General features: G+C 65.9%; 22 protein-coding genes. 12 read left to right on the top strand and 10 right to left on the bottom strand.

Translation table 11 applies throughout. The annotated features are described in order from the left end of the window. The 4 genes from AX690_RS10820 to flbT all read right to left on the bottom strand — a co-directional run. Positions 1-697 (bottom strand): flagellin (locus AX690_RS10820; protein ID WP_066730366.1); only part of this gene is annotated, 697 nt, incomplete at its 3' end. Between the two features lie 276 nt (positions 698-973). After that, entirely contained in the window at positions 974-1,798 is an 825-nt protein-coding gene (locus tag AX690_RS10815; protein WP_066680261.1) for a flagellin, read from the bottom strand. Positions 1,799-2,044: 246 nt separating this feature from the next. Beyond that, the gene (gene flaF / locus AX690_RS10810; RefSeq protein ID WP_066680260.1) at positions 2,045-2,407 is read right to left on the bottom strand and encodes a flagellar biosynthesis regulator FlaF; all 363 of its coding nucleotides are present in this window, start codon (positions 2,405-2,407) and stop codon (positions 2,045-2,047) included. After that, positions 2,367-2,792: a flagellar biosynthesis repressor FlbT gene (gene flbT, locus AX690_RS10805; protein WP_066680259.1), complete on the bottom strand. Its 426-nt coding sequence runs from the start codon at positions 2,790-2,792 to the stop codon at positions 2,367-2,369. The genes flaF and flbT overlap by 41 nt, the downstream gene beginning before the upstream one ends. Before the next feature lie 217 nt (positions 2,793-3,009). Here flbT and AX690_RS10800 point away from each other — a divergent pair, with 217 nt between their 5' ends. The 4 genes from AX690_RS10800 to AX690_RS10785 all read left to right on the top strand — a co-directional run bounded on the left by AX690_RS10800 (position 3,010) and on the right by AX690_RS10785 (position 7,223). Continuing rightward, positions 3,010-4,776 carry a tetratricopeptide repeat protein gene (locus AX690_RS10800; RefSeq protein ID WP_369798198.1) on the top strand — a complete coding sequence of 589 codons (1,767 nt, stop codon included), beginning with the start codon at positions 3,010-3,012 and terminating at the stop codon, positions 4,774-4,776. Then, positions 4,773-5,351 (top strand): UDP-4-amino-4,6-dideoxy-N-acetyl-beta-L-altrosamine N-acetyltransferase, encoded by a 579-nt coding sequence (gene pseH / locus AX690_RS10795; RefSeq protein WP_066680255.1) that lies wholly within the window; start codon positions 4,773-4,775, stop codon positions 5,349-5,351. Before AX690_RS10800 ends, pseH begins: the two co-directional genes overlap by 4 nt. A gap of 92 nt (positions 5,352-5,443) precedes the next feature. After that, entirely contained in the window at positions 5,444-6,313 is an 870-nt protein-coding gene (locus AX690_RS10790; RefSeq protein ID WP_066680253.1) for a MoxR family ATPase, read from the top strand. 103 nt (positions 6,314-6,416) lie between these two features. Beyond that, positions 6,417-7,223: a hypothetical protein gene (locus AX690_RS10785; protein ID WP_066680252.1), complete on the top strand. Its 807-nt coding sequence runs from the start codon at positions 6,417-6,419 to the stop codon at positions 7,221-7,223. A gap of 7 nt (positions 7,224-7,230) precedes the next feature. On the opposite strand, the gene AX690_RS10780 is transcribed toward AX690_RS10785, so the two are convergent. Together AX690_RS10780 and AX690_RS10775 are read right to left on the bottom strand one after the other, a co-directional pair. Then, a complete protein-coding gene (locus tag AX690_RS10780) occupies positions 7,231-7,605 on the bottom strand; it encodes a hypothetical protein (RefSeq protein WP_066680250.1) in 375 nt (124 codons plus the stop codon). Between the two features lie 38 nt (positions 7,606-7,643). Then, a complete protein-coding gene (locus tag AX690_RS10775; RefSeq protein ID WP_066680249.1) occupies positions 7,644-8,456 on the bottom strand; it encodes a universal stress protein in 813 nt (270 codons plus the stop codon). Positions 8,457-8,561: 105 nt separating this feature from the next. Here AX690_RS10775 and AX690_RS10770 point away from each other — a divergent pair, with 105 nt between their 5' ends. Continuing rightward, positions 8,562-9,206 (top strand): YfbR-like 5'-deoxynucleotidase, encoded by a 645-nt coding sequence (locus AX690_RS10770; RefSeq protein WP_082769610.1) that lies wholly within the window; start codon positions 8,562-8,564, stop codon positions 9,204-9,206. Further along, entirely contained in the window at positions 9,169-10,197 is a 1,029-nt protein-coding gene (locus AX690_RS10765) for an NAD regulator (RefSeq protein WP_066680244.1), read from the top strand. The genes AX690_RS10770 and AX690_RS10765 overlap by 38 nt, the downstream gene beginning before the upstream one ends. Here the strand turns inward: AX690_RS10765 and AX690_RS10760 are convergent. The 3 genes from AX690_RS10760 to AX690_RS10750 form a co-directional block, all read right to left on the bottom strand. Then, positions 10,127-11,095, bottom strand: coding sequence for a sterol desaturase family protein (locus AX690_RS10760; protein WP_066680243.1), 969 nt, complete (start codon positions 11,093-11,095; stop codon positions 10,127-10,129). The genes AX690_RS10765 and AX690_RS10760 overlap by 71 nt on opposite strands. Further along, positions 11,095-11,478: a hypothetical protein gene (locus tag AX690_RS10755; RefSeq protein WP_066680241.1), complete on the bottom strand. Its 384-nt coding sequence runs from the start codon at positions 11,476-11,478 to the stop codon at positions 11,095-11,097. The genes AX690_RS10760 and AX690_RS10755 overlap by 1 nt, the downstream gene beginning before the upstream one ends. A 160-nt stretch (positions 11,479-11,638) precedes the next feature. Continuing rightward, entirely contained in the window at positions 11,639-12,169 is a 531-nt protein-coding gene (locus AX690_RS10750) for a porin family protein (protein ID WP_066680239.1), read from the bottom strand. 237 nt (positions 12,170-12,406) lie between these two features. Between AX690_RS10750 and AX690_RS10745 the strand changes: the two genes are divergently transcribed. From AX690_RS10745 to recG, 6 genes are all read left to right on the top strand, one after another. Further along, positions 12,407-13,522 (top strand): beta-ketoacyl-ACP synthase III, encoded by a 1,116-nt coding sequence (locus AX690_RS10745; protein WP_066680235.1) that lies wholly within the window; start codon positions 12,407-12,409, stop codon positions 13,520-13,522. A gap of 101 nt (positions 13,523-13,623) precedes the next feature. Next, on the top strand, positions 13,624-14,409 hold the full coding sequence (tcyJ, locus tag AX690_RS10740; RefSeq protein ID WP_066680234.1) for a cystine ABC transporter substrate-binding protein: 786 nt from the start codon (positions 13,624-13,626) through the stop codon (positions 14,407-14,409). Positions 14,410-14,411: 2 nt separating this feature from the next. Then, positions 14,412-15,071, top strand: coding sequence for a cystine ABC transporter permease (tcyL, locus tag AX690_RS10735; RefSeq protein WP_066680230.1), 660 nt, complete (start codon positions 14,412-14,414; stop codon positions 15,069-15,071). After that, positions 15,068-15,805 carry an amino acid ABC transporter ATP-binding protein gene (locus AX690_RS10730; RefSeq protein WP_066680226.1) on the top strand — a complete coding sequence of 246 codons (738 nt, stop codon included), beginning with the start codon at positions 15,068-15,070 and terminating at the stop codon, positions 15,803-15,805. Before tcyL ends, AX690_RS10730 begins: the two co-directional genes overlap by 4 nt. 81 nt (positions 15,806-15,886) lie before the next feature. Beyond that, positions 15,887-16,189 carry a hypothetical protein gene (locus AX690_RS10725; protein ID WP_066680290.1) on the top strand — a complete coding sequence of 101 codons (303 nt, stop codon included), beginning with the start codon at positions 15,887-15,889 and terminating at the stop codon, positions 16,187-16,189. Between the two features lie 46 nt (positions 16,190-16,235). Further along, positions 16,236-18,332, top strand: coding sequence for an ATP-dependent DNA helicase RecG (recG, locus tag AX690_RS10720; protein ID WP_066680224.1), 2,097 nt, complete (start codon positions 16,236-16,238; stop codon positions 18,330-18,332). Here recG and AX690_RS10715 read toward each other — a convergent pair. After that, complete coding sequence (locus AX690_RS10715; protein WP_066680223.1) at positions 18,329-19,273, bottom strand: DUF808 domain-containing protein; 945 nt, start codon at positions 19,271-19,273, stop codon at positions 18,329-18,331. The two genes, recG and AX690_RS10715, sit on opposite strands and share 4 nt — an antisense overlap. Positions 19,274-19,307: the final 34 nt, after the last annotated feature.

Raw genomic sequence — 19,307 nt, 5'->3', positions numbered from 1 at the left:
GGTTGCCCACGCCGGCGTCCAGGCTGTCTTGCAGCTTGCCGATGAAGGTCAGGTGAGTGTCGAGACCGGTCGAGGCCGTGCCGAGCGCCGACAGCTTGTTCGTCGCGGTCAGCAACGCCTTCGTCATCTTGTCGATCATGGCGGCCGCATCGGACACCGTGGTGAAGGCCGCCAACGCGGTCGTGAGGTTGAGACCTTCCAGAGAAATGGTCTGAGCGTTCACGGTGAAGGTGCCGCCATCGGCGTTCGCCAGGAAGACCAGGGCCTTGGCGCTCTTATCAACCAGGCCGACGCCGTTAAACTTGGCGTTGTCGACGGCCTTGGTGATCTGCTTGCGCAGCGACTCGAAGTCCGACTTCAGAGCGTTGAACGAGGCGGTGTTCAGCGAGGTGTCGGAAGCGGCCAGGGCCTTTTCCTTCATCTTGCCAAGCAGGTCGGTGACGGTGTCGCCAGCGGCCAGGGCCACGTCGATGGTGGACTGACCGCGCTGCAGCGAGTCCTTCACCGAGTTCAGCGATTGAGCAAGGGCCGACTGGTTCTTACCCATGGCCCAGATCGCGCCGTTGTCCTTGGCGCTGCCCACCTTCTTGCCGGTGTTGATGCGCTGTTGGGTAACGCCCAGCTCGGTGTTCGTGGTGTTCAGGTTTTGCAGGGCGATCATCGCGCCCGCGTTCGTATTGATGCTATTCAGCGGCATACGAATGGTTCCTTTTCAAGGTGTTCCGACGCCGTTTTGGCTGCCGGGAGCATTTTGCTCGGGGAGACCTGTAGCAATTGCCGGGCCAAAAATTCCCACCGGCAGTCGCAACGCAAGTCACTGAAAAGAAACGGTTATATATACATTAACCACAAAAAAGCCCGGCAATATCTGCCGGGCGCTTCGGGCGTGGGAAATTATTGCCGGGCACTCTTTGCGCGCCCAGCAGGAAAGAGGCGCCGGACGGCTTTTGACGGCCGTCCGGCGTATCGGAGATCACCCCTTGAACAGCGACAGGATGGACTGCGGGCTCTGATTGGCGATCGAGAGAGCCTGCACGCCCAGCTGCTGCTTGGTTTGCAGCGACTGGAGCTTGGCGCTTTCCTTCGCCAGGTCCGCGTCGACGAGGTTGCCCACGCCGGCGTCCAGGCTGTCTTGCAACTTCCCAATGAAGGTCAGGTGCGTGTCCAGGCCCGTCGATGCCGTGCCCAGGGCGGACAGCTTGTTCGTTGCAGTCAGCAACGCGGCTGTCATCTTGCCGATCATCGAACCAGCCTCGGCAACGGTCGAGAAGCTCGCGAGGGCGGTCGTCAGGTTGAGACCCTCCAGGGAAAGCGTCTGGGCGTTCACCGTGAAGGAGCCGCCGTCCGCGTTCGCCAGGAAGACCAGCGCCTTGGCGCTCTTATCAACGAGGCCGACACCGTTGAACTTCGCATTATCCACAGCCTTGGTGATCTGCTTGCGCAGCGACTCGAAGTCCGACTTCAGCGCGTTGAACGAGGCGGTGTTCAGCGAAGTGTCGGAAGCGGCGAGAGCCTTCTCCTTCATCTTCATGAGCAGATCGGTGATGGTGTCGCCTGCCGCGAGAGCAACATCAATCGTCGACTGACCGCGCTGGAGCGAATCCTTCACGGCGTTCAACGAAGACGAGCTCGCGCTCTGCATCTTGGCCATCGACCAGATCGCGCCATTGTCCTTGGCGTTAGCGACCTTCTTGCCGGTGTTGATACGGCTCTGGGCGGTGTTGAGCTCCGTGTTAGTTGCGTTCAGGTTCTGGAGCGCGATGAGCGCACCAGGATTGGTGTTGATCGAGTTCAGCATTGGATACCTACCGTTTTGGTGGGATTTATCCGGCGTATTGCCGGGCGAGCGTTTTGCCCGCGCGAACCATCGCAAGCGGCGGGCCAGTCGCGACCAACCCGGCATCTATTTTTAGAAAGCTGTTTTCATTGAATTATTTGACGCCTTGGCGCCAAAACGAAACCGCCCGGCGAATGCAGAATTCGCCGGGCGGCAGGTTTTTCCAGAGGCGGTAGGCAAGACATTCAGTCTTGCGGAAATTCGGAATCAGGCCGCGTCGGCGCGCCCCGCCAAGCCCTGCATGATGATGCGGTTGATCTCGATCAGAGGCTCGAACTCCTCCTCCTTGCGCATCACGGCGCTGGAGTGGCGGCTCACCCACAAGCTGAGCGAGATGATGCTGGCCCGCAGCTCGATCGGAAGCTGGTTGTCCGGCAAAGAGCAGTCGGTCGCCAAGGCCGACCAGACCTTGCGATTCCAATCCAACGCGTCGATCCGCTTCGCGAAGTCGTCTGTTGGAGCCTGTGACGCTTCCATCAGGGCGCGCGTCACCTGCCCGAACAGGCGGTACTCCATTTCACGGGGATTCTCAGCCCGCGTCGCCGCCTGCTGATACGCCCGAAGAGACATGCCCCAACCTCTCGTCTTCGTATTCAATCAACTTTCGGCTCAGCATGAGAGCCTTGTAGTATTCTCGAGCCATCACGTGCTTCGAGATAGCGATACAGTCTTGAAGAACGCCCGGATTGCGGACGACCCCCATGAACTCCGTCAAGCGAGCGGCGAATTCATCATAGAATTTTTCCGCGGCCCCCTCGTCGAGATACATCATCATTACCGGGAAATAGATATGACGCGCGGGCGTCGTGACCTGGTCCGGTTGCATGATGTCCTTCTCGCGGAGGACAGACGCCTTATTCTGGAGCACGAGAACGCCGCGCCGGTCTCCATTCTGGACCACGGCGCCGTTCAGGACGAATTTTTCGCCGGGCTTCAGCGACAGCTTCAAAGGCACCTAAACTCGCTCCTTCGTTGACGCCGCTTCGCCCGACCATCGATTCATGATGGAACTCGCCAAAGCTAGACGCGGACCGGTTAACGCGGTCTTGCCGGTATCCTTAAAGATCGTAAACGGACACTTAGGACTCAATTAAACATAACGCCTCAAAACATAGTTAACAGCAGCGTCCGAGGTTCGTCCCATGTCCCGAAAAAACGCCCTTGAAGCGTCGGTGAGCGCCCTCGCCCAACCCGACGTGGGCGCGGCGCCGCTGAATGTGGGCCAAATGGGAGGCGCCATCGGTGACGCGGCCTCGGCCGAGTCCCTCGAGCGGCTCAAGCAGGCCACGCAGCAGATCAAAAACATCGAAAACGCCAAGCTTCTGGGCCGCGCGATCGCCGCGGTTCACAACAACGAGTTCGAGCTCGCCCAGAAGCTGGCGCTGAAACTCTTGAAGAAGGATCAGATGCTGGGCCTGGCCTGGCATATCCTTGGAATCTCGCGGGAAAAGCTGGGCGATTACGGCTCCTCGCTTCGGGCTTACGAGGCCGCCTTGAAGCTGCTAGTCGACCACGGATCCGTCGCGGGCGATCTTGGACGCCTGGCCTTTAGAATGAACATGCCGGAGTTCGCCGTAGGCTTTTTCGCGCACTTCCGCATCGCCCAGCCCGGCAATATCGAAGCGTCGAACAATCTCGCCTGCGCTCTGCGGGAATTGAACCGTGAATCCGAAGCCATCGAGGTGTTGAGGGAAGCGATCGCCACCCATCCCGAATCGCCGGCGCTCTGGAACACCCTGGGCACCGTGGTCTGCAATACAGGCGACCCCTCCGGCTCTATCGTCTTCTTCGATGAGGCGCTGCGCCTCAATTCCGACTACAGCAAGGCTTGGCACAATCGGGCCTTCGCCAAATCGGACATGGGTGATGTCGAGGGCGCCATTTCCGATATCGACCGTGCGCTGAAGCGGCCGGACTCCGCGATGGACGCGGCGATCATGCGCTTCGCCCGGGCAACCATGTGCTTGTCCCTTGGTCGGCTGGAAGAGGGATGGAAGGCGTACGAGGGCCGCCTTTCGCCCGATCTATCAGAGGCTCCCCGGTTCCACATTCCCGGGACCTTGTGGTCAGACCAAGATCTCAAGGGCAAATCTCTGTTCATTTGCGCCGAGCAGGGCCTTGGCGACGAAGTGATGCTCGCGGGGATGCTGCCGGATATCCTCGACCGCCTAGGGCCCGACGGGTCTCTGACCCTTGCGGTCGAGAAGCGTCTGATGCCGCTATTCAAGCGCTCGTTCCCGAACGTCGAAGTTACGACGCACCGCACCTTCCAGTACGAAGGCCGCGTCTATCGCACGGCGCCGGACGTCGACGACTGGGAGCGCTTCGACTATTGGGCGCCGCTGGGCGCGTTCCTTCTCGCCCTACGCGGTTCACTCGACGCCTTCCCAAAGACGACCACCTATCTGAAGGCCGACCCCGATCGCGTCGCCCATTGGAAGTCTGAGCTCGACAAGCTGGGCCCGGCCCCGAAGGTGGGGCTGCTCTGGAAAAGCTTGAAGCTGAGCGCAGAGCGGGCTCGACAGTTTTCTCCCTTCGAGGCGTGGCGCCCCGTGCTGGAAACGCCGGGCGTGACGTTCGTCAATCTGCAGTACGGGGATTGCGACGAAGAGATAGCCTACGCGAAGGAGGCCTTGGGGATCGACATCTGCCAGCTGCCGGGAATCGATCTCAAGCAGGATCTTGATGATGTCACCGCCCTGTGCGGCGCGGTGGACCTGATCGTGGGTTTCGCGAATGCGACAACGAACCTGGCTGGCGCGATTGGCGCGCCGATCTGGCTGCTCACCGCGCCCGAGGTGTGGACCAAGCTCGGCAGCGATTATTATCCCTGGTACCCTCAAGCTCGAGTGTTCTCACCTCGGATCATGGGCGAGTGGGACCCGGCCTTGGCTCAGATCGCCGATGCGCTGGCTGAAAAGGTCGCCAACGGAAAATGACCAAAGCCGACCTGCGGCCCGTCGACGCGAACGACCGGGAGCGTCTGCTCGCCTGGCGCAACAGTCCGCAGGTCGCAGCGTTCATGTACTCGGACCATCTGATAGGACGGGAAGAGCACGATCGCTGGTTTGACGGCTTGGCCGCGAATTCTCGACGTCGCGACTGGATCATCCTGTTGGACGATAGGCCGGTCGGCCTGACCAGCCTCGTCGATATCGATCTCGTCCAAGGCCGCGGAACGATCGCTCGCTACATCGCCGAGGAAAGCGCGCGCGGAAGGGGCGTCGGCGGCTTCGCCGAGTTCAAGATCGCCGATCACGCGTTCGGCGCGCTGGGTCTGCGCAAGCTTTGGTCGGAAGTCCTCGCCACGAACCGGGCCGCCCTCGCCTCCCATCTCTCGAGCGGCTTCCAGCAGGAGGCGCTGTTGCGCGCGCACGTGGTCAAGCAAGGCCAACCCGTGGACGTGATCGGCCTTGGCCTGCTGGCCGAAGACTGGCGCGGCGGCCGCCCCTCGATACGCCGACGACTGCTCGCCAAGGGCTTCTCCGAAGTCGCGCTCGACCGCCCGCTTTAAGCTCCCCCTTGCCAAGCGCGAGAGCGCCGGTAGTTTGATCGGCTCGATTTGAACAACTGTTCGAACCGGAGTCGTTTCCGGCGGAGATGGGCATGAGCCAGCGCTTTGAAGGCACTTCCGACTATGTGGCGACCGAGGACCTCAAGGTCGCGGTGAACGCCGCCGTGGCTCTGGAACGTCCCCTGCTGATCAAGGGCGAGCCGGGCACCGGCAAGACGGTGCTGGCCTACGAAGTCGCCAAGGCCATGGGCGCGCCGCTGATCACCTGGCACATTAAGTCGACGACCAAGGCCCAGCAGGGCCTCTACGAATACGACGCCGTCACCCGCCTGCGCGACAGCCAGCTGGGCGACGAGCGGGTCAAGGACGTCAAGAACTACATCAAGAAGGGCAAGCTCTGGGAGGCGTTCGAGAGCCAGCAGCGCCCCGTCCTGCTGATCGACGAGATCGACAAGGCCGACATCGAGTTTCCGAACGACCTCCTGCAGGAGCTCGATCGCATGGAGTTCTTCGTCTACGAGACCGGCGAGACCATCAAGGCCAAGGTGCGGCCGGTGATGATCATCACCTCGAACAACGAAAAGGAGCTGCCGGACGCCTTCCTGCGCCGCTGCTTCTTCCACTACATCCGCTTCCCCGAGGAAGAGACGATGCAGGCCATCGTCGACGTCCACTTCCCGGGCATCAAGCAGAAGCTGGTCTCCGAGGCGCTGCGCATCTTCTACGACATGCGCAAGGTGCCGGGCCTGAAGAAGAAGCCCTCGACCTCCGAGCTGCTGGACTGGCTGAAGCTGCTGCTGGTCGAGGACATCGACGAGCAGGTCCTGCGCGAGAAGGATCCGACCAAGCTGATCCCGCCTCTGCACGGCGCTCTGCTGAAGAACGAGCAGGACGTCCACCTGTTCGAGCGCCTGGCCTTCCTGGCGCGTCGCGAGGGTTCGGGCGCGCGGCCGGGGCAGTAAGCTCCGTTCCCGGGCCTAGACCAGCGTTACTCGGATTTCACTGGACGCGCGGCGGAGGGGCGACCACCTTCCGCCCAACGAGGCAAGCGTCCCGGGGGTACCTATGCGTCATACCAAATGGCTGGCGGCCGCGCTGCTGATCGGCGCCGGCGTCACGGCCTTGTCGGCCTGCCATCGCGCCGAGGAGCCCCGCGAGCACCGCCTGAGCCTGCGCGAGCCGTTGCGGGTCATCGATCGCCTTGACTGTCCGGAAAAACAGGGGGCGCTGCGCCGCGTGTCGGTCGCGGCCGACGGTCAGTCCTGCGCCTACGAGTCGCCCACGGCCTCGGTCGACCTGCGCCTGGTTCGCCTGAACGGCGGCGACGCCGAGTCCGCCCTGTCGCCGATCGAGACCGAGCTGAAGGGCGTCATGCCCCCGCCGCCGGCGGCGCCGAGGCCGCCGCACGACCCGAAGGGCGGCAAGAACCACGCCAGCATCCACCTGCCGGGCGTCACGATCGACGCGCACGACGACGCCGCCGACATCCGGATCGGCCACCTGACCATCAACAGCGACAGCGGCGCGGCCGAGGTGAAGGTCAACAAGAACGTCAGCGTGAAGGGCGACGACGGCCAGGGAACCGTCAACATCACCGCCGATGACCACGGTGAAGGCGACGTCGCTATCCGCGCCAACGAGAACGGCGCCGAGATCCGCGCCAAGAAAGGCGGCCGCGGGGACGTCCGCTCGACCCTGATCATCGCCAACGACAAGGCCCCGAAGGGCTTCCGCCTGGCGGGTTATGAGGCGCGGGGCCCCAAGGGCGGGCCGCTGGCCGTCGCTGTCGTCAAGGCCAAGACCCGCGACACCGACGACCACGACCTGTTCAAGGACATGAAAGCCCTGGTCCGACACAACGTCGGCGGCTGACCGCCGCCTACTGGACGGGCGCGACCTCCATCACCTTGTAGGTCAGCGGACGGCCGTCCTCGTCGGTGACGGTGACGTATTCCCCGAGCGCGAAGCGGTGCTCGCCCAGGCGGTGCAGCGGCTCGTCGTCGGAGTCGTCGGTGTTGTCATAGTCGAAGAACCAGCGCGTTCCGCGGCGGTTCAGGCGACCGTCCACGGCGTCTTCGTCCGGCGCGAAGCGGCGCACGCTGCACTCGCCCTTGACCTTCGAGAAGGCGTCCTCGTCGATGTGGCCGTCCGCGGTCAGCGGCGCGGTCAGGGCATAGCCGCGATGGTCGTCGCCGCCGGCGAACTCGGTGCCAGGATTGCGCGCCAGGCGCAGAACGATGCGCGAAAGAGACATGCGGTCGTCTCCCTTTCTTTTCTTATGGTTGGACGAGATCAGTGCGACAGGAACAGCGACGGACCATCGCTGTTCAGCAGCGTCCGAGTGGTCCCGCCGAAGATGAACTCCTGCAGCCGGGGATGACCAAACGCGCCGGCGACCAGCAGGTTCGCGCCGGCGTCCCGCGCCGCGTTCAGCAGCAGAGCGCCAGCGTCGCCGGAACCCTCCAGCACCTTGGCCGTCGCCTTGACGCCTCTCGCGCCGAGGAATTCGACCAGGCGCTCCAGTTCGAAGGCGCGGGACGAGGCCGACGGAGCGCCGACCACCACGACCGATGAAGCCTTCTGCAGCAGCGGCAAGGCCGTGCGCACGGCGCGGCTGGCTTCCTTGCCGCCGTCCCAGGCGACCACGGCGACGCCGTCGGGCTTGAAGCCCGCACGAGCCACCAGGGTCGGTCGCTGCTCATCGGCGACCAGTTGCTGGAAGGCCTCGGCCAGGGGACCACGCCCCCGCGCGGCGGCGTCGTCGAAGACGATGACGTCGGACAGGCGGCCTTCCATGGCCAGACCCGCCCAGACAGGCGATTCCAGGCTGATGACCTTCGTATGGGGATAGGCGACCTCGGCGGCGACCTTGGCGCAGGCCTTGGCGCCTTCCTGGGCGGCTTCCTTCAGGCTTTCCAGCGCCGTGACCTGCACGCCGCCCATGAAGCCCTCGCCCATCCAGGGCATGAGATCCGCCATGTCGGCCGGCGCGTGGACACAGGCCAGCTCGGCCTGGAAAGCGCCCGCCAGCTTGCCGGCCAACTGCACAACCGCCTGATCGTGCGCGGTTCCCGCGAGAGGAACCATAATTCTCGCCCAGCTCATGATCGAACTCCCTTTAGGGGCATTTCCACAGATGACCGCGACAGTCTCATTGATCTTTCTCAACCGATAGGTCAGTCAACCACCTTCACCGTGAGGAACGATCTCGTGGCCAAAGGGCTGCAAAAGGGCAAACCGCCCCGCGCATGGCAGAGGATGCTGTCAGGACGTCGGCTCGACCTGCTCGATCCGTCGCCGATGGACATCGAAATCGAAGATATCGCCCACGGCCTGGCCCGCGTCGCGCGCTGGAACGGGCAGACGGTTGGCGACCACGGCTTCTCGGTCGCCCAGCACAGCCTGGTGGTCGAGGAGATCGCGGCCCACATCAAGCCGGACCTCGAACCCCGCTGGCGGCTGGCCGCCCTGCTGCACGACGCCAGCGAATATGTGATCGGCGACATGATCAGCCCGTTCAAGGCGGCGCTGGGGGTCAGCTACAAGGATTTCGAGGCCAGGCTCGAGGACGCGATCCACATTCGCTTCGGCCTGCCGCCCAAGACCCCCGCGCCGATCAAAAAGCTGATCAAGCAGGCCGACCGCGCCTGCGCCTTCTTCGAGGCCACCCAGCTGGCGGGGTTCGAGCACGGCGAGTCCCTGCAGATCTTCGGCGCGCCGCCGGCCGGCTACGATCTCCATATCACGCCCCTGCCCCCGTTCGAGGCCCAGGCGCGCTATGTCCAGCGCTTCCACGTGCTGTCGCGCGCCGCGGGCTATGAGTCCGCGCCAAGCGCGGCGTTCGAGACCGAATGATGGCCGCGCGATGAGCATCTCGGTCGTCATCGGCCTGTCGGCGGTGGTCGTCGCGATCCGCGACGGCGAGGCCGTCGTCCTGACCGTGCGGCCGCACGACGCCGTCACCGACGTCGCCTCTCCGCTGTCCGGCCTGCCCTTCGGCCCGTTCGACCCCGAGGCCCATCGCACCTTCGAGCTGGGCCTGCGCGCCTTCGTGACCGCCCAGACCCGGTTCCAGCTGGGCTATGTCGAGCAGCTCTACACCTTCGGCGACAAGGGCCGCGACGCCCCACGCGCCGAGGTGGGGGCCGGCGCCGCCCGCGTCGTCTCGGTCGGCTATCTGGGCCTGACTCCCAAGGCGGTCGACACCGACGCCCCCGACACCGCCTGGGCCCCCTGGAGCCGGTTCTTTCCCTGGGAGGACTGGCGCGCCGGCCGGCCGGCCCTGCTCGACGAGGCCATCGCCCCGGCCCTGCGCCGCTGGGCCGGCGACGACGTCGGCAAGTGGTCGCGCGCGCGCCTGGCCTTCGCCCTCGACAGCGCGCCTTGGAACGAGGAGCGGGTGCTCGAGCGCTACGAGCTGCTCTACGAGGCCGGCCTGGCGCCCGAGGCCGCCCGCGACCGGGCCCGCGCCGACGGCCACGACCCGGCCGAGCCCGAGGCCCTGTCGGCGGCGCTGGGCGAGCCGATGATCTCCGACCACCGGCGGATCCTGGCCACGGGCCTTTCGCGCCTGCGCGGCAAGATCAAGTACCGCCCTGTGGTGTTCGAGCTGACGCCCGAGGAGTTCACCCTTTCGACCCTGCAGCGCACGGTCGAGGCGATCGCCGGCGTGCCGCTGCACAAGCAGAACTTCCGCCGCGTCGTCGAGCGCGAGGAGCTGGTCGAGGGCCTGGGCCGCCTCGACGCCGAGACGGGGGGGCGTCCCGCCGAGCTGTTCAGGTTCCGACGCGAGATGCTGGCGACGCGCCAGGCGACGGGGCTTTCTCTTCCGCTGCTGCGCGACTAGCCGCCTCTTCCCGCGCGCGCCATTTGGCCTTCAGCGTGTGCGAGGTCTCACGCGAGCCGTCGGGGCTCCAGCCGGGCGGCCCGAACACGTAGCCGAGAACCTCGCGCGGAGACTTGGACCCGGCGACGTCGCGGCCGATCCCCACCCACTCATGAAAGACGTTGTGCAACAGGTTGAAGTTGCCGAGGTTCTTCACCGTGCCATAGCGGCAGGCCTCCTCGTCCGTCTCGGGGATGAAGGTGCCGAACAGGCGGTCCCAGATGATCAGGATGCCGGCGTAGTTGGCGTCGAGATAACGAGCGTTGCGAGCGTGGTGCACCCGGTGGTGCGACGGCGTGTTGAACACCGCCTCGAACCAGCGCGGCATGCGCTTGATCGCCTCGGTATGGATCCAGAACTGGTAGACGAGGCTGACGCCCTTCTGGATCGCCACCATCGCCGGCGGGAAGCCGACGAACGACAGCGGCAGCCACAGCAGCCACGTGCCCGCCACGCCGCCGGTCCAGGTCTGCCGCAGCGCGGTCGACAGGTTGTAGTGGGTCGAGGTGTGGTGATTGACGTGGCTGGCCCACCAGAACCGGCGCTCGTGGGCGATGCGATGGAACCAGTAGTAGGTCAGGTCCTCCAGCAGGAAGACCGCGACCCAGGCCCAGACCGCCGTCATCGGGATCGTGAAGATCCGATGGTTCCAGACCCAGACCGTGGCGGCGAAGACCACCCCGCCGAACAGGATTCCCGCGACCGTGCTGCCCAGGCCCATGCTCAACGACATGGCCGTGTCGCGCGTCTCGTAGTTCGCCTTGGCCTTGCCGAAGCGGCCGAGCAGGATTTCCAGCACGATCGCCAGGACGAAGAACGGAATCGCCAGCTGAACGGGGTCAAAACTGGGCTTCAGCATCAAGCGAGCTCCTTGGGCGGCCAGCGGTCGTCGGCGACCGCGAAGACGGGACGGCCATCGCCCACCCGTATGGAAAGGCGTCCATGGCTTGGACGCAGATCGGAAACATCCCGCCACGGCGCCTCGCGCGCGACATAGCCGTCGCCACGCCGCCAGATCACCAGGGCCTGGTCGTTCTCGCGCGCGATAAGGCCGGCGCCATCCGCCGCGATCCAGAGGGCGGTCGGCTTGTGGTCGGGGAATTCGACGGCCAGCAGAGCCCGGGCCGCCTCGACGTCGAGCGGCGGCGTGGGCCGCGCCGCGCCTAGCCAGGCCGCAACGGCCACCAGCAGGGCGACGGCGACGACGGACCCGCCCAGTTGAATCAACAGCGCCTTGTCCAAGACCGACGCGCCTCCCCTCTTATCTTATTGCTGTTCAGATTGAAGGGCGTCGCTCCTCGTCGTCAAGCATGAGAGGTCCTCGAAACAAAGAAAACGGCGCGCCCCGAAGGACGCGCCGCTCTTTTGCGATCTCGAAATCCGGCGATCTTGGGATCAGCACCTAGAAATGGCGGACGTAGCCGACCGACACCGTGTTCGAGCTCAGATCGCTCTTGGTGTATTCCGACTTGGTCCAGTCGGCGCGGATGCCGTTCTTGCCATCCATCTTGTATTCGGCGCCGACGCCGTAGTTCCAGCTTTCCCGGCTGCCGTCGAAATCGGTCGCCGCGGGGTTCTTGGTCTCGAACTTGGTCGTGCCGTAGCCGACCCGCGCCAGCAGGTCGAGATTGGGGGTCACGGGCAGGTACCCGACCGCATAGGCGGCCGCCTGGTGCTCCATCTTCACCTTGGCGGCGCCAGGCGCGTAGACGGTGTCGCCATCGACGCCGCCGGCCAACTCACCTTCCACACCGAAATTAGGCATAAACTTGGCGCCCACGCGCCCTTGAATAGCGCCGGTGTCTGCCCCACGCGTCCGAGTTTGGCCGTAGTTGACCGAACCATAGACGTCCGTCGAATTCTGAGCTTGAGCGAACATCGGGGTCGCGAGAACCGAACCAGCGACCAGGGTAGTGGCGATGAGAGTCTTCATTGTTATACTCCTATGCTACGCGTACTCTTTGCTCCCTCAGCCAGCCTAGGCCTAAGCGGATAACGCGGCGAGCATGCGGCGGTTCACGGTCCCGTTTGGGGCCATTACGTGTCCGGTTGGAAAAGGCGCTGGATGACGCGGCCGGCTTCCGTGCTATCTACGGCGTCAAACAAACGTCAGAACGCGAGCCCGCCTGCAGACAGGACGAGGCCCGCGCGTATCATCGGGACCGTCGTCTTGCCGCAAGCCGTCATCGCCGCCACGGGGCTGTTCACCCCGCCTCACAGCATCTCCAACACCGAGCTGGTCGAAGCCTTCAACACCTATGTCGAGCGCTTCAACGCCGCCAACGCCGACGCCATCGCGGCGGGTGAAGTGGTCGCTCTCGCCCCCTCCTCGCCCGAATTCATTGAGAAGGCTTCGGGCATCAAGTCGCGCTTCGTGATGAACAAGGCCGGGATCATCGATCCCGAGATCATGCGGCCGATCATCCCCGAGCGTCCGAACGACCAGATCTCGATCCTGGCCGAGATGGCGGTCGAGGCCGCCAAGCAGGCGATCGAACGCTGGGGCAAGCCGGTCAGCGAGATCGGCGCGGTGATCTGCGCCGCCTCGAACATGCAGCGCGCCTACCCCGCCATGGCCATCGAGGTCCAGCAGGCCCTGGGCATCGAGGGCTTCGCCTTCGACATGAACGTCGCCTGTTCCTCGGCGACCTTCGGCATCAAGACCGCCGCCGATTTCGTCACGACCGGCAGCGCCAAGGCGGTGCTGATGGTCAATCCCGAGATCTGCTCGGGCCACCTGAACTTCAAGGATCGCGACAGCCACTTCATCTTCGGCGACGTGGCGACCGCCGTGATCGTCGAGGACGCCGACCAGGCCAAGGACGGCTGGGAAATCCTGGGCGCGCGCCTGAAGACCCAGTTCTCGAACAACATCCGCAACAACTTCGGCTTCCTGAACAACGCCGCGCCAGAAGGCATCGGCGCCAAGGACAAGCTGTTCGTCCAGGAAGGCCGCAAGGTGTTTCGCGAGGTGGTGCCGATGGTCAGCGAGATGATCATCGAACACGCCCACGACCTGGGCCTTGATCCGTCGACGCTGAAGCGCCTGTGGCTGCACCAAGCCAATATCAACATGAACGAGATGATCGGCCGCAAGGTTCTGGGCCGCGATCCCGCGCCGGGCGAGAACGTGATCATCCTCGACGAATACGCCAACACCAGCTCGGCCGGCTCGATCATCGCCTTCCACACGGCCAATGACGACTTCAAGCCGGGTGAGACGGGCCTGATCTGCAGCTTCGGGGCTGGCTACTCGGCCGGCACGGTGTTCGTGCGCAAGCGCTAGACGTCCGACGTCTCGCGAGGGGCCCGACGCGCGTTCGGACTGGCGAACCGCGCGCGCCCGTATAGAACTGCGCAAGAGTATTTCGCCCAAGGGTCCGTTCGATGCGATTCCCCGCCCGCCGCGCCGTTGTTTCCGGTCTCGGCCTCGCCCTGCTCGCCGCCTGCGCCAAGAAGCCGGAAGCTGGCTCCAGCAGCTGGGATCGGATCAAGGCGTCCGGAACCCTCCGTATAGGCCTTGAAGGCACCTATCCGCCGTTCAACTTCCAAGGGGCGGACGGACAACTGACCGGCTTCGAGGTGGACTTCGCCAAGGCGCTGGCCGCGCAGATGGGCCTGAAACCGGAATTCCGTCCCGCGCCGTTCGCCGGCCTGCTGGGCGCCCTGGAATCAGGCCGCGTCGATGTCGTGATCAACCAGATCACCATCACGCCGGACCGCAAGGCCAAGTACGACTTCTCCGAGCCCTACACGATCTCGGGCATCCAGATCATCACGCTGAAGGACAGGCCAGGCCCGACCAAGCCGGAGGAACTGGCCGGCAAGAAGGTCGGCGTGGGTCTCGGCACCAACTACGAACAATGGCTGCGCGCCAATGTGCCGACGGCCGACGTGCGCACCTATGACGACGACCCAACCAAGTACCAGGACCTGAAGGCCGGCCGCATCGACGCCGTGCTGAACGACCGCCTGGTCGCCGCCGACTTCATCAAGACCTCGCCCGAGTTCGTCGCGTCCGGACCGCCCTTCGCGGCGCAGGGCGCCGGCGTGGCTATGAAGAAGGACGCCGCACTGAAGGTCATCATCGACCAGGCGATCAACGCGCTTCGGTCCAGCGGCAAGCTTTCGGCCCTGTCGCAACAGTGGTTCGGCATGGACGTCACCCAATAGGCATGGAGACCGGTCTCGATCTCCTGCGCCAGTCGGCGCCGCTGCTGCTCAAGGGCGCCGGCTACACGGTCGTGCTGAGCGTGATCGGCATGGGCGTGGGCGTCGTGCTGGGCTTTGGCCTGGCGTTGATGCGCTTGTCGCGCTCGCCCCTGCTGCGCTGGCCGGCCGGCGTTTATGTCTCGGCGTTCCGAGGCACGCCGCTGCTGGTGCAGCTGTTCCTGATCTATTACGGCCTGCCGCAGTTCGGGATCGAAATGCCGGCGCTCGCCGCCGCCGGCGTCGGCTTCTCGCTGAACGTCGCGGCCTATGCCTGCGAGATCCTGCGCAGCGCGATCGCCGCCGTCGACAAGGGCCAGTGGGAGGCCGCGACGGTCCTGGGCATGAGCCGCGGCCAGACCCTGCGCCGGGTGATCCTGCCCCAGGCCGCCCGCACCGCCGTCGCGCCCCTGTCCAACAGCTTCATCAGCCTGGTCAAGGACACCTCGCTGGCCGCGACGATCCAGGTGCCGGAGCTGTTCCGCCAGACCCAGCTGATCACCGCGCGGACCTACGAGATCTTCACGATGTACCTGGCCGCGGCGGCCATCTACTGGATCGTCTCGACGGTCTTGGCCGCTGGCCAACACCGCCTCGAGCGCCGCGCCGCGGAGGGCCGCCGATGAGCGCGATCGACGCCAAGGATCTGAGAAAGAGCTTCGGGGACACGCCCGTGCTGGCGGGCGTGGATCTCACCGTCTCGCCGGGCGAGGTGGTGGCGATCATCGGCCCCAGCGGCTCGGGCAAGAGCACCCTGCTGCGCTGTCTGGCGGGCCTGGAGCCGCTGAATGGCGGAGATCTGACGATCGCGGGCGTCACGGCGGGCGGCAAGACGCCGTTGGCCAAGACCCTCAACGGCCGGGTCGGCTTCGTCTTCCAGGGCTTCAACCTCTTTCCGCATCGCACGGCGCTGGAGAACGTGATTGAAGGTCCCGTGGTGGTCCGCAAGTCCCCGCCGGCCGAGGCCCGCGCCAAGGGCTTGGCGCTGCTGGAGAAGGTCGGGCTCGGCGACCGCGTGAACGCGTATCCGGCCGCGCTGTCGGGCGGTCAGCAGCAGCGCTGCGCCATCGCCCGCGCCCTGGCCATGGATCCCGAGGTCATTCTGTTCGACGAGCCGACCTCGGCCCTTGACCCCGAGCTGGTCGGCGAGGTCCTGGCCGTGATCCGCGATCTGGCGGCCGAACGCCGGACCATGGTCATCGTCACCCACCAGATGGATTTCGCGCGCGATGTCGCGGACCGCACGATTTTCATGGACGGCGGCGTGATCGTGGAGCAAGGACCTTCACGCTCGCTTCTCGCCTCGCCGCGCGAGGAGCGAACGAGGCGTTTCCTGGCAAGATCGGGCGTGCTGCAGTAGTTCCTTGGTAGCCTTAATTTGGCCCACGGGACCCTTCACGACCTGTGCGTCTACGCCGAATGTTTCCAGGGCGAGGACAGCGTGAAGCCTTACATCGAACTCAAGGGCGCCTCGGGCGCCGTCTACCGCTACAAGCTCGCCGACAATGGCGACCCGGCGACCACGATCGCCGGCAACTACGTCTATGTCGACGCCAAGGGGACGGTGGTCTTCGCGGGCGAAGCCAACAACCTGATCGACGCCAAGAATCGCTGGTCCGAAGCCTATGCCCGCCATGGCGCGACCTGGCTCTACACCCGCCTGAACGTCTCGGGCGCGTCGCGCGCGGACGAATATTCCGACATCGTGATCGCCCTGCAGCCGGTGATGAACAAGGCCGAGTAAGCCTTACGGCTGCGAACGGGCGCGGACGCGGCTAAGGTCGCGGCAGATGCGCCCGGAGATTCTCTTTCCCCTGTTCACCTCGGTGTCCACGCTCAAGGGCGTGGGCCCGCGCGTCGCGCCGCTGGTCGAAAAACTGGCGGGGCCGATCGTGCGCGACGTGCTGTTCACCGCGCCGACAGGCCTGATTCGCCGCGGCGTCACCACGGTCGATCAGGCCGTCGAGGGCCAGGTCCAGACCTTCGTCGTCACGATCGACGCCCACCAGCCGCCGCACCGCCTGGGCCAGCCCTGGAAGATCCGCGCCTGGGACGGCACGGGCTTTCTCACGCTCATCTGGTTCAAGGGCCACGGCCCGCATCTTGAGCGCCAGCATCCCAAGGGCGCGCGGCGCGCGGTCAGCGGCAAGGTGGAGCGCCCGGAGGGTTTCGCCTCCGAGCTCCAGATCGCTCACCCCGACTACATCGTCGCCGAGGAACGCGCCGGCGACATTCCCGAGGTCGAGACCGTCTATCCCGCCACCGCCGGTCTGCCGTCACGCACCTTCCGCAAGTTCGCCCTTGAGGCGCTGGATCGCGCGCCCGACCTTCCCGAGTGGCAGGACGCCGCCTGGCGCGAGCGCGAACGCCTGCCGGCCTGGCGCGAGGCGCTCGCCGCCTTGCATGCGCCGGCCAGCGAAGCTGACCTATCGCCGTTGGCCCGCCCTCGCCGACGCTTGGCCTATGACGAGCTCCTGGCCCACCAGCTGGCCCTGGCCCAACGCAAGGCCGCGCGCCGTTCGCACCCGGGCCCGCTCATTCCGGCCGGATCGCTGTCGGACGCCGCCGAGAAGGCCCTGCCCTTCAAGCTGACCGGCGCCCAGATTCGGGCGCTGTCCGAGATTCGCGGCGATCTCGTCTCCGGCGAACGGATGAGCCGACTGCTGCAGGGCGACGTCGGCTCGGGCAAGACCGTGGTCGCCATGCTGGCCATGGCCGACGCCGCCAGCGCCGGTCTGCAGTCGGCCCTGATGGCCCCGACCGAAATCCTGGCCCGCCAGCACTTCGAGACCATCGCCGGACCGCTGGAGGCGCTGGGCCTGTCGGCGATCCTGCTGACCGGACGCGACAAGGGCGCCGGCCGCGCGGCCAAGCTGCTCGGCCTGGCCGACGGAACCCACCACATCGCCGTCGGCACCCACGCCCTCTTCCAGGACGATGTGGCCTTCAAGGCCCTGGCCCTGACGATCATCGACGAGCAGCACCGCTTTGGCGTCAACGAGCGCCGCCGCCTGCAGGACAAGGGCCCGCCCGGCGTCGATTGGGGCGTCCACCTCTTGGCGATGTCGGCGACGCCGATCCCGCGAACGCTGGAGCTGACCGTGTTCGGCGATCTCGACGTCTCGCGGATCGACGAGAAGCCGCCCGGTCGCACGCCCGTCGCCACCCGCGCCGCGCCCACGCCGCGCGTGCCCGAGATCGTCGAGCGCCTGCGGGCGGCCATCGCCGGCGGCGCCCAGGCCTTCTGGATCTGTCCGCTGGTCTCGGAGTCGGAGAAGGTCGACCTGCGCGCGGCCGAGGATCGCGCCGCCGACCTCGCCCGCCACCTGCCGGGCGTTGGCCTGGTTCATGGCCAGATGCCGCCCGCCGAGAAGGACGCGGTCATGCAGCGCTTCGTCGACGGCGAGGTCAGCGTGCTGGTCGCCACGACGGTCGTGGAGGTCGGCGTCAATGTCCCCAACGCCAGCATCATGGTCATCGAGCACGCCGATCGCTTCGGCCTGGCCCAACTGCACCAGTTGCGCGGTCGCGTCGGCCGGGGGACGCGCGAGAGCTCGTGCGTGCTGCTCTACGATCCGCCGCTGTCGGAAGTGGCCCAGAAGCGTCTCGACATCCTTCGCCGCAGCGACGACGGCTTCGAGATCGCCGAGAAGGACCTGGAGCTGCGCGGCGGCGGCGATCCGCTGGGCCTGAAGCAGAGCGGCTTCCCGGCCTATCGCCTGGCCGACCCCGTGGCGCACCGCGACCTGATCGCCGTGGCGGCCGACGACGCGCGGCTGATCCTGGCGCGCGATCCGGAGCTTGCCTCGCCGCGCGGTCAGGCGCTGCGGATGCTGCAGGAACTGTTCGACTGGAAGCCGGTCTCGTCGCTGAACGAAGCCGGTTAGTGCGCCGCCGCGCCCTTGCGGTGATGCCAGAGGTGCATGAGACCGGCCAGAACGCCGCCGATCACGAGACCAACCACGGCTGAACCCAGCGCGAACGCCAGCCAGCCCGTCACCGCGCCGACGCCCGGCGCCTGCTCCGCCCAGTGCGAGAAGCCCTCGACCCAATGCGGCACGGGGGTCAGGTGGAACTTCTCCAGCCCATGGACGATGATGCCGCCGCCGACCCACAGCATGGCGGCGGTGCCGATCACGGTCAGGGCCTCCATGGTCCAAGGCATGGCCTTGACCAGACCACGTCCCAAACCCCGGAGCCCGCGCGACTTGCCTCGAGACAAGTGCAGGCCGATGTCGTCCATCTTCACGATCAAGGCGACCGCGCCATAGACGCCGATGGTCAGTAGAACGCCGACCACGGCCAGGGCGCCAGCCTGGATGGCGAGCGGTTTGTCGGAAACGTCGGCCAGGGCGATCGCCATGATCTCCGCCGACAGGATGAAGTCGGTGCGGATGGCGCCGGCGACCTTCTGCTTCTCCAGTTCCGGCCCGCTGAGCGCCAGCTCCTCGACGGCTTCACCCTCGCTCTCGGGGGTAAAGGCCTCCAGCACCTTCTCGGTGGCTTCGAACGCCAGATAGGCGCCGCCGCACATCAGGATCGGCGTCACGAGCCACGGCGCGAACGCCGACAGCGCCATCGCGCCGGGCAGCAGGAACAGGAGCTTATTGCGCAGCGAGCCCAGCGCGATCTTCCAGACGATCGGCAGCTCGCGGTCGGGCGTGAAGCCCATGGCGTAGCCGGGCGTCACGGCGGTGTCGTCGACGACCACGCCCACGGCCTTGGACCCCGCCTTGCCGGCCGCGCCGGTCACATCATCAAGGGAAGCGGCGGCCAGCTTGGTGATGCCAGCGACGTCATCGAGCAGCGCGGCGAGACCGGAGGGCATCGTAAGTCCTGAACAGCGAATGGTGAGTCCGTGC

This window comes from Caulobacter sp. CCH9-E1 (genome assembly GCF_001556515.1).
GTDB lineage: Bacteria > Pseudomonadota > Alphaproteobacteria > Caulobacterales > Caulobacteraceae > Caulobacter.
The sequence above is the reverse complement of the archived record's forward strand: the minus strand, read 5'-3'. Positions and strand labels throughout refer to the sequence as shown.

What these genes read in the sequence shown, in the direction of transcription:
- AX690_RS10760 (WP_066680243.1), bottom strand. Translation starts at nt 11,095, where the DNA reads ATGCTGAAGCCCAGTTTTGACCCCGTTCAGCTGGCGATTCCGTTCTTC.
- AX690_RS10715 (WP_066680223.1), bottom strand. Translation starts at nt 19,273, where the DNA reads ATGCCCTCCGGTCTCGCCGCGCTGCTCGATGACGTCGCTGGCATCACC.
- pseH (WP_066680255.1), top strand. Translation starts at nt 4,773, where the DNA reads ATGACCAAAGCCGACCTGCGGCCCGTCGACGCGAACGACCGGGAGCGT.
- AX690_RS10790 (WP_066680253.1), top strand. Translation starts at nt 5,444, where the DNA reads ATGAGCCAGCGCTTTGAAGGCACTTCCGACTATGTGGCGACCGAGGAC.
- AX690_RS10815 (WP_066680261.1), bottom strand. Translation starts at nt 1,798, where the DNA reads ATGCTGAACTCGATCAACACCAATCCTGGTGCGCTCATCGCGCTCCAG.
- AX690_RS10780 (WP_066680250.1), bottom strand. Translation starts at nt 7,605, where the DNA reads ATGTCTCTTTCGCGCATCGTTCTGCGCCTGGCGCGCAATCCTGGCACC.
- AX690_RS10785 (WP_066680252.1), top strand. Translation starts at nt 6,417, where the DNA reads ATGCGTCATACCAAATGGCTGGCGGCCGCGCTGCTGATCGGCGCCGGC.
- flaF (WP_066680260.1), bottom strand. Translation starts at nt 2,407, where the DNA reads ATGTCTCTTCGGGCGTATCAGCAGGCGGCGACGCGGGCTGAGAATCCC.
- recG (WP_066680224.1), top strand. Translation starts at nt 16,236, where the DNA reads ATGCGCCCGGAGATTCTCTTTCCCCTGTTCACCTCGGTGTCCACGCTC.
- AX690_RS10750 (WP_066680239.1), bottom strand. Translation starts at nt 12,169, where the DNA reads ATGAAGACTCTCATCGCCACTACCCTGGTCGCTGGTTCGGTTCTCGCG.
- AX690_RS10765 (WP_066680244.1), top strand. Translation starts at nt 9,169, where the DNA reads ATGAGTCCGCGCCAAGCGCGGCGTTCGAGACCGAATGATGGCCGCGCG.
- tcyL (WP_066680230.1), top strand. Translation starts at nt 14,412, where the DNA reads ATGGAGACCGGTCTCGATCTCCTGCGCCAGTCGGCGCCGCTGCTGCTC.
- tcyJ (WP_066680234.1), top strand. Translation starts at nt 13,624, where the DNA reads ATGCGATTCCCCGCCCGCCGCGCCGTTGTTTCCGGTCTCGGCCTCGCC.
- AX690_RS10730 (WP_066680226.1), top strand. Translation starts at nt 15,068, where the DNA reads ATGAGCGCGATCGACGCCAAGGATCTGAGAAAGAGCTTCGGGGACACG.
- AX690_RS10775 (WP_066680249.1), bottom strand. Translation starts at nt 8,456, where the DNA reads ATGAGCTGGGCGAGAATTATGGTTCCTCTCGCGGGAACCGCGCACGAT.